Genomic DNA, 14,898 nt, shown 5'->3' on the forward strand with positions numbered 1-14,898 from the left:
GTCTTCCCCGACGTCAAACGAAGGGAAGTCACGGTCCTTTGGACACTGGCCTATTGATAGCGCTGCTCAATCCGACGATCGCGCTGGCGCTCGGCGCGGCGTTCCTCGTCCTGTGGTTCTATCAGCGCCATCGTCCCTACCTGGCGGTGCTGGCGCTCAGCTACTGCGTGTCGGCGCCGGGATTCCTGTTCCAGTATTTCACCTTGCCCATTGGCGTGGTGCTGACCAAGCTGGTGTCGAACATCTGCTTCTCCATCGCCGCCTGCTGCCTGTCCGGCGCCATCATTGCCCGCTATGGCAGGAAGGTGCCCGCAGTGGGAATCGCCGTTCTGGCGGGCGGCGGCCTTGCGGCCTTCGCGTGGTTCCTGTTCGTCACGCCGGATCTCACCTGGCGCATCCTGGCGATGAATTTCGGTTTCGGTGGCGTCAGCCTGCTCGTCGCCGCCGAACTGCGCCCGGTGCGCAACAATGGCCCGACAGAAATGATCCTGTTCGTGTTGTCGCTGCTGTCCAGCGTCAACTTCTTCGTACGCACCCTGGTGGTGGTCATCGCGCACGGGCCCTTCGCCAGTTATGACGGCTTCTACGGCTCGTCCTATTGGACGACGGCGCTGTTGTCGCACGCGCTGCTGTCGCTGCTGATCGCGCTTTGCCTCTTCACCGCCGCCGCGCTCGACGTGATGAAGGCACTAAAGACGGAAACCCATACCGATCCGCTTTCGGGGCTGCTCAACCGCCGAGGTTTCGGGGAGCGCGCGGCCATGCTGCTGCAGCGTTGCGCCGTGGCCAAATTCCCGGTGGCGCTGGTGCTGGCCGACCTCGACCATTTCAAGGCCCTCAACGACGTGCACGGGCACGCCGCCGGCGACCGGGTGATCGCGGACTTCGCCGCCAAACTGCGCTCGGCCACGGGAGCACGAGGTGCCGCGGGCCGTATCGGCGGGGAGGAGTTCGCCGTGCTCCTGCCGCTGACCGATCTCGCCGCCGCGCGGCTGTTCGCCGAAGCGGTGCGCACGGTCTATTCGGCCGGCGGCGTCGACGGGCTTCCCGCCGGCACCAAGGTCACCGCCAGTTTCGGCGTGGCGGCCCGCAGCGGCGACGAGACGCTGGAACCCTTGATGCGCCGGGCCGACGAGGCGCTTTACAAGGCCAAGAAAAACGGTCGCGACAGCGTGCGCCTTTCCTACGAGCGACCGGAGACGGTGTTCGTGCCGGAGCCGGTCAAGGCCTGCTGACCACCACCTCCGCGCTTCGCGTTAACGTCTTTTTCGCCCGTCGATGTTTAGCTGTCGGCGGGGGTTTGAGGATCTATGAACGGCGCCAACTTCATCCTGTTGATCAACCTGTCGGTTGCCGGCCTGCTGGCGGCATCCTTCATGGCGGTCTCGTTCCATGATGCCGGCCGCGCCCCGGCGCGCTGGCTGGCGTCAGGCTATGTCCTGGGCATGGCCTACTTTGCCATCGAATTCAGCATTCCCGCCTTCAGCGACGCGCGGCTTCCGGTGGCTGCCGCCTTCGCCGTCTTCCTTGGCGCCACCATTGCCTTCAATGGCGGGCTTGCGCGAAAATATGGCGTGGCGCCGCCATGGACGCCGATGCTGTTCTTCCTGGCCGCCGCCACCATCGCGGTCTATTTCGTGCAGGATCTGCCGCGCCAGTCGCTCACTCGCATGATGGCCTACCAGCTTCCCTACGCAGTCATGCAGTTCGTCGGCCTTGGCATCGTCTGGTCGTCGCGGCAAAGCCGTGGCCGGCTCGATCTGATCCTGATGGCGGTGCTTGCCGCCAGCGGCCTGCAGTTTGCCTCAAAGCCTTTCATCGCGCATGCGCTGGGCGGCTGGGGCGCCAATCCGCAGGCCTATCTGCAAAGCAGCTACGCGCTGGTGTCGCAGTCGCTCGGCACGGTCTTCGGGCTGGCGCTGGCGCTGCTCATTCTGGCCATCCTGGTCCGCGACATACTCGCCGAAGTGACATCGAAGTCAGAGATGGACACGCTGTCGGGCCTGCTCAACCGTGGCGGCTTCACGCGTCAGGCGGAGCTGGCCGTGCACGACGCCACGCGTTCGGGCATGCCGGTGGCGATGGTCATTGCCGATCTCGATCATTTCAAGACCATCAACGACAGTTTCGGCCATGCCTCCGGCGATCGGGTGATCGAGACCTTCGCCGGCCTGCTGCGAGAAGCGGCCGAGAGCCATCACGTGGTTGGCCGCATCGGTGGCGAGGAGTTTGCCGTTATCCTGTCAGGCGCCAATCTTGCAACCGCCCGGCTGTTCGCGGAAGGCACCCGCCACGCATTCGGCGCGTTGCCCATCAGCGGGCTGCCGGCCGACAGCCGCTGCACGTCGAGCTTCGGCATTGCCGAGCTTCACATCGGCGAGGGTTTCTCCGACCTGATGCGGCGTGCGGATGAAGCGCTCTATCTGGCAAAGAATGCCGGGCGCGACTGCGTGCGTGTCTCCACCGGGCCGGCCGATGGGCTGGCCGTTGTAAAAATCGGCCAGGCCCGTTTCAGCGGCAGGGGCTGAGCTGCGGCATCTCGCCATCGGAAAGGCCGTACATATAGGAGCGGCCCTTGACGAACACCGGCGGGCGATAGCAGTCGCCGTCGCCCGATATGTCGTCGGATTCGTTCTGGTAGATCACCTTGGGCTGGCCGGCGCTGGTGTAGTCGGACAGCTGCTTGGCCAGCTTGCCTTCGCCGACGATGATGCGCTTGTAGCCAGCGGCGCTGTCGATGACGAGATTGCCGAACGAATCGGCGTAGACGCGGTCATGGTGGCGCAAGCCGGCCTCGGCCGGCGCGGCCACCGCAACCGCAAGTGCCGTCAGCGTGACGGCCGCGAGGCTTGTCCGTACTGATTTGGCCCGCACTGATTTGGAACGCATGTCGCTCTCCCTTTGTCGGCGCGAGAGAGATCGCGCCCCGATCTGGTCCGAATCGGAAATTAACCCTTTCTTAACCTTTGTTAAGGGGCGGAGCGGTTCCGTGGCCGTTTCTTAATGAACATGGTTAATTTATAGGCGTCGCGTTCGAGTTGCCGCCGATATCCACGGCCGGCCGGCGTGGCCCGCTGGAATCCCGGGTGAACTTGATCTCGGCGCGCCGCGTGGCTAGCGTGCCCGGGCATGAGAGGGGCAGCACATGATGTTTGGCCGAACGGTTCGGGTGTCGTTCGTTATTCCGCTGCTTCTCGCGGCCGGTGCCTGTGTGCCGCAAGACGGCGCGCCCAAGGCAGCGAGCACGGTGACACCCGTGGTGGCGCCTGCCGCCCCCACCCAGCAACAGCCCGCGCCGCCGGCGACCAAGATCACCACGGACCTCACGGCGCCACGCTTCACCACGGGCACGGCCACCTATAGATGCGGCAATGGCGGCATGATCACCATCCAGAATTTCGGCACGTCGCTGCGTGTGGTGGGGCAGGAAGGCGCCACCGAGGAGTTCGCGGCGTCGCCGGCCAACCAGAGCAGCCGCTACCAGGCGGTGACGCATGACGCAATCGTGATCGACGGACGCGAGGCGCTGGTGATGAAGAGAGGGTCGACGCCGCAGACCTGCACCCGCTGACGCAAATCCCGACACGGCAGCGCCCCGGGCCAGACATGCTGCACTGCAGCGATATCGAGCCGGCTTCGGGTGTCCGGCCGCTAATCGATTGAAGCCGCATCCGACCTTTTAGTCAGACTAAATTACGTTTTCGAAACGGTTTTCTGGCTTTGACGCGGTGCAAAAAGAGCATTAGAAACCGGCTGTCCGAAGTCGCAACCGGAAGCGGCAATGCCGCATTTCCACCTGAGGCGGGAGACGCCGAACTGGGGCAGCCATGAGCAAATCACCAGCCACCCAAGCCAGACGCGAAAGGCCGCTTTCGCCGCACCTGACGGTCTACCGGCCGCCGATCACCATGACGATGTCGATCATCCATCGCATCACGGGTGGCGCGCTCTATTTCGGCACGCTGCTGGTCGCCGTCTGGCTGATGGCGGCGGCGAGTTCGCAAGCCACGTTCGACTGGGTGAACTGGGCTTTCGGCACCTGGCTCGGCCGGCTCATCCTGTTCGGCTACACCTGGGCGCTGATGCATCACATGCTGGGTGGTGTCCGCCATCTGGTCTGGGACACCGGCGCCGGCCTGGAAAAACACACGGCCTCGAAGATCGCCTGGGCGACGCTTGCCGGCTCGGTCCTGCTCACACTCCTGATCTGGATCGCCGGCTATATGGCGCGGGGGGCCTGACCATGAGCACCGGAAAGACCGACATGCGTACGCCGCTGGGCAAGGTCCGCGGCCTGGGCTCGGCCCGCGAAGGCACCGGGCATTTCTGGCGCCAGCGGCTGACGGCCATCGCCAACATCCCGCTGACGCTGTTCTTCGTCGGCTTCCTCATCGCGGTCAATGGTCATGGCTACGCGGAAGTGCGCGCGACGCTCGCCAATCCCTTCGTGGCCCTGGTGCTGGCGCTGATGCTCATCTCCGGGCTCTATCATATGCGGCTCGGCATGCAGGTGATCATCGAGGACTATCTGCATGGCGAGGGCATGAAGCTCGCGCTGATCGCACTCAACGCCTTCTTTTCGATAGCGGTCGGCGTCGCTTCGCTCTTCGCCCTGCTCAAACTGGCATTCGGAGGCTGAAGTCTTGGCCCAGGACACGAAATCAGCCAACACGGCAGGCTACACCTTTGTCGACCACAAGTTCGACGTGGTCATCGTCGGCGCCGGAGGCGCTGGCCTGCGCGCCACGCTCGGCATGGCCGAACAGGGCCTGCGCACGGCCTGCATCACCAAAGTGTTCCCGACGCGCTCGCATACGGTCGCCGCGCAAGGCGGCATCGCCGCCTCGCTCGCCAATATGGGTCCGGACAACTGGCAGTGGCACCTCTTCGACACCGTCAAGGGGTCGGACTGGCTGGGCGACATCGACGCGCAGGAATACATGGTGCGCGAGGCACCTGCGGCAGTCTACGAGCTCGAGCACTACGGCGTGCCGTTCTCGCGCACGGAAGAGGGCAAGATCTACCAGCGGCCCTTCGGCGGCATGATGATGAATTTCGGCGAAGGGCCGCCGGTGCAGCGCACTTGCGCGGCCGCCGACCGTACCGGTCATGCCATGCTGCACACGCTCTACGGCCAGTCGCTGAAGAACAACGCGCAGTTCTTCATCGAATATTTCGCGCTCGACCTGATCACGGAGCCGGACGGCACCTGCACCGGCGTGGTGGCCTGGAACCTCGACGACGGCACCATCCACCGGTTCTCCGCCAAGATGGTGGTGCTGGCGACCGGCGGCTATGGCCGCGCCTATTTCTCCGCCACTTCGGCGCATACCTGCACCGGCGACGGCGGCGGCATGGCGGCGCGCGCGGGGCTTGCGCTGCAGGACATGGAGTTCGTGCAGTTCCATCCGACCGGCATCTACGGCGCCGGCTGCCTGATCACCGAGGGCGCGCGCGGCGAGGGCGGCTATCTCGTCAATTCCGAGGGTGAGCGCTTCATGGAGCGCTATGCGCCGTCGGCCAAGGACCTTGCCTCGCGCGACGTGGTCTCACGCTGCATGACGATGGAGATCCGCGAAGGCCGCGGCGTCGGGCCGAAGAAAGATCACATCTTCCTGCACCTCGACCATCTCGACCCGGCCGTGCTGCATGAGCGGCTGCCGGGCATCTCGGAATCGGCCAAGATCTTCGCCGGCGTCGACCTGACCAAGGAGCCGATCCCGGTGCTGCCGACGGTGCATTACAATATGGGCGGCGTGCCGACCAATTATTGGGGCGAGGTGCTCAACCCGACCGCCGAAAATCCAGACCGGGTCTCGCCCGGCCTGATGGCGGTCGGCGAGGCCGCCTGCGCATCCGTGCACGGCGCCAACCGGCTGGGCTCGAATTCGCTGATCGATCTGGTCGTCTTCGGCCGTGCCGCGGCGATCCGCGCCGGCGAGGTGATCGACCGCCATTCGCCCATCCCTTCGCCCAACGCGGCCTCGGTCGAGAAGATCATGGACCGCTTCGACAGGCTGCGTCATGCCAACGGCTCAACGCCGACGGCGGTGCTGCGCGAGAAGATGCAGCGCGCCATGCAGGAGGACGCTGCGGTGTTCCGCACGCAGGAATCGCTCGAAAAAGGCTGCAAGCGCGTTTCCGAGATCTGGGGCGAGCTCAAGGACATCAGGGTCACCGACCGCTCGATGATCTGGAATTCGGACCTGGTCGAGACGCTGGAGCTGGAAAACCTGATGGCCAACGCCATCACCACCGTCTATGGCGCCGAAGCGCGCAAGGAGAGCCGCGGCGCGCATGCGCGGGAAGATTTTTCCGCCCGTGACGATGCCAACTGGCGCAAGCACACGCTTGCCCATCTGAGCGAGGACGGCAATGTCACGCTGACCTACCGGCCGGTGCACACCGAGCCGCTGGTGGCCGAAAAGGACGGCGGCATCAGTCTCGCCAAGATCGCGCCGAAGGCGCGAGTGTACTGACAATGGCTACGGCGGCGGGATATTCCGGTACGCCCCTTCCGGCCAAGCTCGGCCTGAAGGACGGCATGATTGCCGCCTTCATCGCGCTGCCGAGGGAACTCGAGAGCCTCACAGGGGCCGTTGATTTCGCCGAGGTCGACCGGCTGGCCGAATGGTCCGACATTTCGGGCGCAACCCTGAAATACGATGCTGTCCACGCCTTCACCAGACAGCGCGCCGAGATCGAGGATCGCCTCGGCGCCGTCGAAGCGGCGATCAAGCGCGATGGCATGGTCTGGGTGTCCTGGCCAAAGAAAGCCTCGAAGGTGGTCACCGACGTCACCGAGGGCGTTGTCCGCGCTGAAGCGCTCAAGCTCGACCTTGTCGACGTCAAGGTCGCCGCCGTGAACGAAATCTGGTCCGGGCTGAAGCTCGTCATCCGAAAGGACCTGAGGTAATGGTCGAACTCACGCTTCCCAAGAATTCCAAGGTCCAGCAGGGCAAGACCTGGCCGAAGCCGGAAGGCGCGACCAACCTGCGCGAATACCGCATCTACCGCTGGTCGCCGGATGATGACGAGAACCCGCGCATGGACACCTATTTCGTCGACATGGACGATTGCGGGCCGATGGTGCTCGACGCGCTGCTCTACATCAAGAACAAGATCGACCCGACGCTGGCCTTGCGCCGCTCCTGCCGCGAAGGCATTTGCGGCTCCTGCGCCATGAACATCGACGGCTCGAACACGCTCGCCTGCACCAAGGGCTGTGACGACATTTCCGGCGCCGTCAAGGTCTACCCGCTGCCGCATATGCAGGTGGTCAAGGACCTGGTGCCGGACCTCACCAATTTCTATGCCCAGCACGCCTCGATCGAGCCGTGGCTGAAGACGGTGTCGCCGACGCCAGCCAAGGAATGGCTGCAGAGCCATGAGGACCGCGAGAAGCTCGACGGGCTTTACGAGTGCATCCTGTGTGCCTGCTGCTCGACGTCCTGCCCGAGCTACTGGTGGAACGGCGACCGCTATCTCGGCCCGGCGACGCTGCTGCAGGCCTATCGCTGGCTGATCGACAGCCGCGACGAGGCCAAGGGCGAACGGCTCGACAATCTCGAAGACCCGTTCCGGCTCTACCGCTGCCACACCATCATGAACTGCGCGCAGACCTGCCCGAAGGGGCTGAACCCCGCCAAGGCGATCGCCGAGATCAAGAAGATGATGGTGGAGAGACGGGTTTAGGCCTTCGCTTGCGGCAATCTCCAACGCAGCGATCCTTCGCGCCCCCCTTTGTCCTGCCGGACATCTCCCCCACGGATGGGGAGATTGGCCGTCATCCTGGCTTTGGCCAATCTCAAGGTTGAAAGATCGGGCGCCGTCGGCGAAGCTGCCGATCCCCCCATGGGGGGAGATGTCCGGCAGGACAGAGAGGGGCGCTGTCCCGCGAGCGTCAGAAAGGATAGCAGCCCAATGACTGACCTTCCCATCCTCTCTCCCGTCGAAGCGCGCGTGCTTGGCTGCCTGATCGAGAAGAAGGAGCTGACGCCGGACGTCTATCCGCTGACGCTCAATGCGGCACTTGCCGCAGCCAACCAGAAGACGGCGCGTGAGCCTGTCATGGCGCTGGAACAGACAGAGGTGCACCGGGCGCTGAAGCTGCTTGAGCAGAAAGGGCTGGTGCGGCAGATGTTCGGCTCGCGCGTCGAGCGCTACGAGCACCAGATGGCGCAGCGCTTTTCACTGACCACGCCGCAGACCGCCTTGCTTGGCCTGCTCTTGCTGCGCGGACCGCAGACGGCGCATGAACTGCTGGCGCGAGCCGAGCGCATGGCACGGTTTTCGTCGATCGAGGATCTGCGCGGAGAACTCGACATGCTGATCGGCCGCCGGCCGCCGTTGGTGCAGGAAATTCCGCGCGGGCCGGGCCAGCGCGAGGACCGCTATGTGCATCTGCTCGCCGGCCCGGTGGACGTCGCAGCGCTATCGGCGCAACGGAGTGTGACGGCGATGCCTGCCTCCGACCTGGAAGCGCGGTTGGAGGCGCTGGAGCAGGAAGTCGCGGCACTACGCGCGCGGCTTGATGCGCTGGGCGCTTAGCCCTCTTCTCTGATTAACGTGCCCGGCGCGACCATGCGCGCCGGATTTCACACGGGATGCCGCAATCTCAGCCCAGCCTGGCGTCGAGCGAAACCTTGATCGCGCCGAGCGCCTTGGAGACCGGGCATTCGGCCTTGGCCTTCTCGGCCAGTTCCTTGAACTTCGCCGCATCGATGCCGGGCACCTTGCCGACCAGCGTGATCGCGCTGCCGGTGATGCCGGTGCCGGGAACCAGCGTCACCACGGCCTTGGCGTCGAGTTCTTCCGCCGGCGTGCCGTTCTCGGCCAGGAAATGCGAGAGCTGCATGGCGTAGCAGCCGGCATGGGCGGCGGCGATCAACTCTTCCGGATTGGTGCCGGATTTGCCGCTTTCGTCCTCGAAGCGCGCCTTGAACGAATAGGGCGTACCCTTCAGGGTTCCGCTCTGCGTGTCGAGCGTGCCCTTGCCTTCTTTCAGATTGCCTTTCCAGACGGCGTTTGCGGTGCGGTCCATGGAGTCCTCCTGGGTTGTCGTGAACTTTGTCGTGGGTGAGCCAGCGTCAGGCCAACTATAGCGCGGGCGTGCGCGAAGACCACTGCGCTGTTTGCACCACGGCGCGATGACGGCCCCCTTCTTCCGGGAAAAAATATGCATGCAAAAATGTCGGCTTCCATCCGGGCCGACCGTCCTGCGGGCGGCCACGGGAATTGTGGCCGGATGGAGGTTCACATGGACAATCTGTTTTTCGCGCTGTGGAAGAGGCCGGGCCGCGGGCCTGAGCGAGAGGAAGACTTCTGGCTGGACCCGCCGGCGTCCGGCTTCGGCAGGCTGCTGGCCGCTGTTGCCATCATTGTGGTCGCGGCATGCCTTCTCGATCATGCGGCGGCGGTCGACCGCAAGGCTGACATGGTTGTCGCCGCATCCTATGGTTTGGCGCAGGAAGGGAGCTTGAAATGAAATATGTCTGTCTGGTCTATGGTGAGGAAAAAGATCTTTATGCACTTACCGCCGAAAGGTCGGCCAAACTCGACGCCGACTCGCTGGCCTACGACAGGTCATTGGATCAACAAGGCAAGCTGATCGTCGCGCAGGCACTGCAATCGGTGACGACAGCCAAGACCGTGCGCCGTCGCACGGGCAAGCGGTTGATCATCGATGGGCCCTTCGCCGAAACCAAGGAGCAGTTGCTTGGCTTCGTCATGGTCGAGGCCGAAAATCTCGACGAGGCGCTGGACATTGCCGCCGGCATTCCGCTGGCCGAAATCGGCACGATCGAGGTTCGGGCCGTCTACGACATACCGGGGTCATAGGCGGCCCCCGGCTTCGATGGCGCGAACCGGCTTGTTTACCCGCCTAAGCTTCACCAGCCACGAATTGTTTTTTCTTCGTTAGAGGCAACTCTTGCGTGTTGAAGCAACGCGACAGTTCTCCTATCGTCGCCGGGATTTTCGGGGGATTTGGACATGCCTTTCCTGATTGCTGTCCTTGGCGTGCTCGGCGCGGCGGCGTTCTGGTGGTACCGGATGAAGGCGATGAACGACGCCGCGCGCGAGGTCGCCGACGTCGTCGGGCGCGTGCAAGGCAACATCAGGCGCAAGAAACTGCGCAAGCAGGCCGCGCTCTCGCCGCTGACGGCGATCGACGATCCGGTTGTGGCCGCCGCGACGCTGATCACCGCGATAGTTTCGGAAGATGGCCCGGTTCTGCCGCAGCGCGAGGCCGTCATTCGCGAGGTGATTTCGCAGATCGCGGCCGGCCAGAAGAAGACCGACGAGGCGGTTGTCTATGCCAAGTGGGCTGCCTCGCAAATAGACGACACCACCATTGTCATCGACAAGCTAGCACCCTTCTTGCGCGAGCGCCTCGACCCGAGCGAACGGGACGATCTGCTGCAGATGCTGAACCGGGTTGCTCAGGGCGGAGAGCGGAGCCTGAAGATACCGGACCAGCGCATGCTGCGACTGCGCCAGAAGCTCGGTTTTGAAGTGAACTAGGACCCTTGGGTCCATCGGCAGTTCGCAGACCTTGGTGATTGATGACGAAGCTGGGCAGGTTCAGATCGCCTCGCCCTTCAGCAGCCTTGGCGTGCCGGCGGAAAGGCCCGATGCCTGGCGGATGAAGAACTCCTTCAGCCGTGGCATGCGTTCGACGAGGCCGAGGCCGATGTCGCGGACGGTGCGCAGCGGGGTGATGTCGTTGGAAAACAACCGGTTCAGCACATCCGTCGTGATGCCCATCTGCACCGTGTCGAAACGGCGCCATTGCTGGTAGCGCTCCAGCACGTCGAGCGCGCCGATGTCCTGGCCGAGCCGGTCGGCCTCGACGATCACCTCGGCAAGTGCGGCTACATCCTTGAAGCCGAGATTGAGGCCTTGGCCGGCGATCGGATGGATGCCGTGCGCGGCGTCGCCGGCAAGTGCGATGCGCGGCGCGACGAAGGCGCGCGCGATGGTGAGGCCGAGCGGCCAGGCGCGCGGCTTGTCGGCGACGCGGATTTCTCCCAGCTTGAGGCCGAAGCGCTGTTCGAGTTCATGCTCGAAGACGAGATCGTCGCCTTCCACGAGCATTTTGGCGTCTTCAGTCCGTTCGACCCAGACGATCGATGAACGGTTGGTGCCGTCCTCGTCGGGTTTCAGCGGCAGCGTGGCGAAGGGGCCGGCGGGCAGGAAATGCTCTTCGGCGCGACCATTGTGCGGCCGCTCGTGAGCGACGGTGCAGACGATGCCGGACTGGCCGTATTCCCACTTGACCGTCTTGATGCCGGCCATGTCGCGCAGTTTCGAATTGACACCGTCGGCGGCAACCAGCAGCCGCGCCGTCAACGTGGCGCCGTCGGCCAGGTGCACCGTGATGCCGGCGCCATTGGTCTCAAAACCTTGCACCGCCACGCCTTCGATGATGTCGATGCCGAGCTTTTCGGCTTTGGCCCGCAAGGCGCCGTTCAACGCCCGGTTGGCGACCATGTGCGCGAAGGGTTCGCCCGGCGCCACCTCGCCGCCGAAGGTCAGGAAAACCGGGCGCACCGGATCGGCGCTGCGTGAATCGGTGATGATCATCTCGGTGATCGCTTGCGCCCTCGGCGCGATTTCGGCCCAGACGCCGAGCTGGTCGAGCATGCGGCACGCGGCCGCGGCGATGGCCGAGGCGCGGCCATCCCTTTGCCAGGATCCGGCGGGCGCCGCATCGACCAGCGCCACGGCGAGGCCCGGCCGTGCCTGCTTCAGCGAGACGGCGGCGGCCAGGCCGACATAGCCGGCACCGGCGACGAGAACATCGAGCCCGGATCTGGTCTTGGCGTCGGCCTTGCCTTCCATTGTCCTGGCTCCTTCTCTCGGCGACCCTTTGCGCGCCGCCCGGGGGCTCGCGCCCTTGACGGCTCGTTCTTCCTGTCGGAAACCGCCATAGCAATTTTGCGGCGAGGTCACAAAACATGACGGCGGCGATCGACGAGCTTCTGCGCATTCTCGACCTCGAGAGGCTGGAACACAATCTGTATCGTGGTCGCAGCCCCCAGGTGGAGTGGCAGCGCGTGTTCGGCGGCCAGACCATCGCCCAGGCGCTGGTGGCGGCGCAGCGCACGGTGGAGCCGGACCGTTTCGTGCATTCGCTGCACGGCTATTTCATGCGCCCGGGCGACATCAAGGTGCCGATCATCTACGAGGTCGACCGCATCCGCGACGGCGGTTCCTTCACCACGCGGCGCGTGCTGGCGATCCAGCACGGACAGGCGATCTTTTCGCTGGAGGCTTCGTTCCAGGTCGACGAGAAAGGGCTCGAGCATCAGTTCGCGCTGCCCGACGACGTGCCGCCGCCGGAAGGGCTGAAGACGCAGCGCCAGCTGCTCGAAACTGCCGACCGGGTGCCGGAAGCGGTGCGCCGTTTCTGGGCGCGCGAGCGGCCGCTGGAACTGAGACCCGTCAATCTCCAGCACTATGAAAGCCGCGACAAGCTGCCGCCCCGGCAGAATGTCTGGATCCGCCTTGCCGGTCCGGTCCCCGACGACCGCGCGCTGCAGTCGGTGCTGCTCGCCTATCTCTCCGACATGACGCTGCTCGACACCTCGACCTTCGCGCATGGGCGCGGCCTGTTCGATCCCGACATCCAGGCCGCCAGCCTCGACCATTCGATGTGGTTCCACCGGCCGCATTCGCTCGATGGCTGGCTGCTCTATGCACAGGACAGTCCCTCGAGCTCGGGATCGCGCGGTTTCAGCCGCGGCACGCTCTATGCCCGTGACGGCACGCTGATTGCCTCGATGGCACAGGAAGGCCTGATCCGGCTCAAGCGTTGAGCACTTTGCGGGTCTTGTTTGAGCATGATCTTTTCCGAAACCCAGCCTCGCCTTTTCGGGGTCACTCCCAAAGCCGGCAAAATAGGCAATTTCGAAAAATTGCATAATTTTTGAGCATATGATGCACCGCAGGCGCCAGCACCTGCCGGTTCCGGCCACTCCATTCCCTTTGTTTACAACAGGTTAATACCCTGCTTCGGCACTTGGCACGGAGCTTGAATCCTTGGGGGCACTCTCCGGCTCCTCGGGATCGGTGAAGGTGTGCAAACGCGGGGGACCGCAACAGCAAAGGGTGAAACCTTATGAAAATCGTGATGGCAATCATCAAGCCGTTCAAGCTGGACGAGGTGCGCGAGGCGCTCACCGCCGTCGGCATCCAGGGCCTGACCGTCACCGAAGTCAAAGGCTACGGGCGTCAGAAGGGACATACGGAAATCTATCGCGGGGCGGAATACGCGGTCTCCTTCCTGCCGAAGATCAAGATCGAAGTCGCGGTCGCGGCCGACATGGTCGACAAGGCCGTCGAAGCCATCACCGCCGCAGCCAAGACCGGTCAGATCGGCGACGGCAAGATCTTCGTTTTCGGCATCGACCAGGCCGTGCGCATCCGCACCGGCGAAACAGACACCGACGCACTCTGAGCGGCGAACACGTATTCCAATGGAGAGTTCAATGAATATTCCTTCCACCTTGAAGACGACGGGACGGGCGGCCCTGCTGGGCTCGCTCGCTCTCGCAGCGTTGGGCAGCGTCGCCGCCTTCGCGCAGGAAGCCGCACCCGCTGCGGCGGCTGCCGCGCCGGCTGCCGCTCCGACCCCGGTGCTCGATACCGGCAACACCGCCTGGATGCTGACCTCGACGGCGCTGGTGCTGATGATGACCATCCCGGGCCTGGCGCTGTTCTACGGCGGCATGGTGCGCAAGAAGAACGTGCTTGCCACCATCATGCAGAGCTTCGCCATCACCTGCCTGGTGACGGTGCTGTGGTTCATGTTCGGCTATTCGCTGGCCTTCTCCGACGGCGGCGGCATGAATGCCTATCTCGGCGGCACCTCGAAATTCTTCCACCACGGCATCACCACCGCGAGCCTGTGGCTGCCGGGTGTGGCCAACATCCCTGAATTCGTCTTCTCGATGTTCCAGATGACCTTCGCCATCATCACGCCGGCGCTGATTGCCGGCGCCTTCGCCGAACGCTTCAAGTTCTCGGCACTGCTGATCTTCATGGCGCTGTGGCTGCTGGTCGTCTACGTGCCGATCGCGCATTGGGTCTGGGGTGGCGGCTTCCTCGGTACGGCTGGCGTTCTCGACTTCGCCGGCGGCACGGTCGTCCACATCAATGCCGGTGTAGCGGGCCTCGTCTGCGCGCTGGTGCTCGGCAAGCGCGAAGGCTATGGCACCACCAACATGGCACCGCACAACCTTGTCTATTCGGTCATCGGCGCATCGCTGCTGTGGGTCGGCTGGTTCGGCTTCAACGCCGGTTCGGAACTGGCGGCCGACGGCCTTGCCGGTGCCGCCATGCTCAACACCCAGGTCGCCACAGCCGCCGCGGCTCTGGCCTGGATGTTCGCCGAATGGATCATCGCCAAGAAGCCTTCCGTGCTCGGCATCATCTCGGGCGCCGTGGCCGGCCTCGTCGCGGTGACGCCGGCTTCCGGTTTCGTCAATCCGACCGGCGCCTTCATCGTCGGCATCGTCGCCGGCGTCGTCTGCTACCTCTCGGCGGTCAAGGTGAAGCACATGTTCGGCTATGACGACTCGCTCGATGCCTTCGGCGTGCATGGCGTCGGCGGCGTGATCGGCGCCTTGCTGACCGGCGTGCTCGCCGACCCGGCGATCAACAGCCTCTCGTCGGGCGCTTCGCTCGGCAAGCAGATCTACGGTGTCGCCGTCACCATTATTTGGACGGCGGTTGCCACCTTCGTCATCCTCTACGTCGTCAAGGCGCTGGTCGGCCTGCGTCCCACGACCCAGGAAGAGGTCGAAGGCCTCGACATTTCCCAGCATGGCGAAGTGGTGCCGTAAGGCATCCTTGCCACGGGGCCGGCGGAACCCTCCTCCCGCCGGCCCCATA

The 14,898-nt window shown here is 64.4% G+C and carries 18 protein-coding genes; 15 read left to right on the plus strand and 3 right to left on the minus strand.

The genetic code is table 11. The features are described from left to right. Positions 1–38: 38 nt before the first annotated feature. Both EN808_RS18300 and EN808_RS18305 read left to right on the plus strand, forming a co-directional pair. A complete protein-coding gene (locus EN808_RS18300) occupies positions 39–1,235 on the plus strand; it encodes a GGDEF domain-containing protein (RefSeq protein WP_135883207.1) in 1,197 nt (398 codons plus the stop codon). Between the two features lie 75 nt (positions 1,236–1,310). Beyond that, positions 1,311–2,528 (plus strand): GGDEF domain-containing protein, encoded by a 1,218-nt coding sequence (locus EN808_RS18305; RefSeq protein ID WP_135863416.1) that lies wholly within the window; start codon positions 1,311–1,313, stop codon positions 2,526–2,528. Here EN808_RS18305 and EN808_RS18310 read toward each other — a convergent pair. Beyond that, positions 2,512–2,874, minus strand: a complete 363-nt coding sequence (locus tag EN808_RS18310; protein WP_127872906.1) for a hypothetical protein — start codon at positions 2,872–2,874, stop codon at positions 2,512–2,514. The two genes, EN808_RS18305 and EN808_RS18310, sit on opposite strands and share 17 nt — an antisense overlap. Positions 2,875–3,145: 271 nt before the next feature. On the opposite strand from EN808_RS18310, the gene EN808_RS18315 reads away from it, so the two are divergent. From EN808_RS18315 to EN808_RS18350, 7 genes are all read left to right on the plus strand, one after another. Beyond that, positions 3,146–3,571 (plus strand): hypothetical protein, encoded by a 426-nt coding sequence (locus tag EN808_RS18315; RefSeq protein WP_135863414.1) that lies wholly within the window; start codon positions 3,146–3,148, stop codon positions 3,569–3,571. 256 nt (positions 3,572–3,827) lie between these two features. Beyond that, complete coding sequence (gene sdhC, locus EN808_RS18320; protein WP_127276780.1) at positions 3,828–4,241, plus strand: succinate dehydrogenase, cytochrome b556 subunit; 414 nt, start codon at positions 3,828–3,830, stop codon at positions 4,239–4,241. 2 nt (positions 4,242–4,243) lie between these two features. Further along, a complete protein-coding gene (gene sdhD / locus EN808_RS18325) occupies positions 4,244–4,639 on the plus strand; it encodes a succinate dehydrogenase, hydrophobic membrane anchor protein (protein WP_135916574.1) in 396 nt (131 codons plus the stop codon). 4 nt (positions 4,640–4,643) lie between these two features. Next, on the plus strand, positions 4,644–6,479 hold the full coding sequence (gene sdhA / locus EN808_RS18330) for a succinate dehydrogenase flavoprotein subunit (RefSeq protein WP_135916575.1): 1,836 nt from the start codon (positions 4,644–4,646) through the stop codon (positions 6,477–6,479). A 2-nt stretch (positions 6,480–6,481) separates the two neighbouring features. Continuing rightward, the gene (locus EN808_RS18335) at positions 6,482–6,916 is read left to right on the plus strand and encodes a DUF3052 domain-containing protein (protein ID WP_127872833.1); all 435 of its coding nucleotides are present in this window, start codon (positions 6,482–6,484) and stop codon (positions 6,914–6,916) included. Then, on the plus strand, positions 6,916–7,695 hold the full coding sequence (locus EN808_RS18340; protein WP_127276771.1) for a succinate dehydrogenase iron-sulfur subunit: 780 nt from the start codon (positions 6,916–6,918) through the stop codon (positions 7,693–7,695). Before EN808_RS18335 ends, EN808_RS18340 begins: the two co-directional genes overlap by 1 nt. A 228-nt stretch (positions 7,696–7,923) precedes the next feature. Next, the gene (locus tag EN808_RS18350; RefSeq protein WP_127276769.1) at positions 7,924–8,550 is read left to right on the plus strand and encodes a DUF480 domain-containing protein; all 627 of its coding nucleotides are present in this window, start codon (positions 7,924–7,926) and stop codon (positions 8,548–8,550) included. Between the two features lie 67 nt (positions 8,551–8,617). On the opposite strand, the gene EN808_RS18355 is transcribed toward EN808_RS18350, so the two are convergent. Continuing rightward, the gene (locus tag EN808_RS18355; RefSeq protein WP_135863403.1) at positions 8,618–9,043 is read right to left on the minus strand and encodes an OsmC family protein; all 426 of its coding nucleotides are present in this window, start codon (positions 9,041–9,043) and stop codon (positions 8,618–8,620) included. A gap of 216 nt (positions 9,044–9,259) precedes the next feature. On the opposite strand from EN808_RS18355, the gene EN808_RS18360 reads away from it, so the two are divergent. The 3 genes from EN808_RS18360 to EN808_RS18370 all read left to right on the plus strand — a co-directional run bounded on the left by EN808_RS18360 (position 9,260) and on the right by EN808_RS18370 (position 10,524). Further along, entirely contained in the window at positions 9,260–9,487 is a 228-nt protein-coding gene (locus tag EN808_RS18360) for a hypothetical protein (RefSeq protein WP_127872836.1), read from the plus strand. Next, positions 9,484–9,840, plus strand: a complete 357-nt coding sequence (locus EN808_RS18365) for a YciI family protein (protein ID WP_127276761.1) — start codon at positions 9,484–9,486, stop codon at positions 9,838–9,840. Before EN808_RS18360 ends, EN808_RS18365 begins: the two co-directional genes overlap by 4 nt. A gap of 153 nt (positions 9,841–9,993) precedes the next feature. Continuing rightward, on the plus strand, positions 9,994–10,524 hold the full coding sequence (locus EN808_RS18370) for a hypothetical protein (RefSeq protein WP_135863401.1): 531 nt from the start codon (positions 9,994–9,996) through the stop codon (positions 10,522–10,524). A 60-nt stretch (positions 10,525–10,584) separates the two neighbouring features. Here the strand turns inward: EN808_RS18370 and EN808_RS18375 are convergent, their stop codons facing one another. Beyond that, positions 10,585–11,844 carry a ubiquinone biosynthesis hydroxylase gene (locus EN808_RS18375; RefSeq protein ID WP_127872838.1) on the minus strand — a complete coding sequence of 420 codons (1,260 nt, stop codon included), beginning with the start codon at positions 11,842–11,844 and terminating at the stop codon, positions 10,585–10,587. 116 nt (positions 11,845–11,960) lie between these two features. Here EN808_RS18375 and tesB point away from each other — a divergent pair, with 116 nt between their 5' ends. The 3 genes from tesB to EN808_RS18390 all read left to right on the plus strand — a co-directional run bounded on the left by tesB (position 11,961) and on the right by EN808_RS18390 (position 14,849). Further along, positions 11,961–12,821, plus strand: a complete 861-nt coding sequence (gene tesB / locus EN808_RS18380) for an acyl-CoA thioesterase II (RefSeq protein ID WP_023771879.1) — start codon at positions 11,961–11,963, stop codon at positions 12,819–12,821. 302 nt (positions 12,822–13,123) lie between these two features. Then, positions 13,124–13,462, plus strand: coding sequence for a P-II family nitrogen regulator (locus EN808_RS18385; protein WP_127280023.1), 339 nt, complete (start codon positions 13,124–13,126; stop codon positions 13,460–13,462). Between the two features lie 31 nt (positions 13,463–13,493). Continuing rightward, positions 13,494–14,849, plus strand: coding sequence for an ammonium transporter (locus tag EN808_RS18390; protein WP_127280024.1), 1,356 nt, complete (start codon positions 13,494–13,496; stop codon positions 14,847–14,849). The last annotated feature ends 49 nt before the right edge of the window (positions 14,850–14,898 follow it).

This window comes from Mesorhizobium sp. M8A.F.Ca.ET.165.01.1.1 (genome assembly GCF_004792065.1).
Lineage (GTDB): Bacteria > Pseudomonadota > Alphaproteobacteria > Rhizobiales > Rhizobiaceae > Mesorhizobium.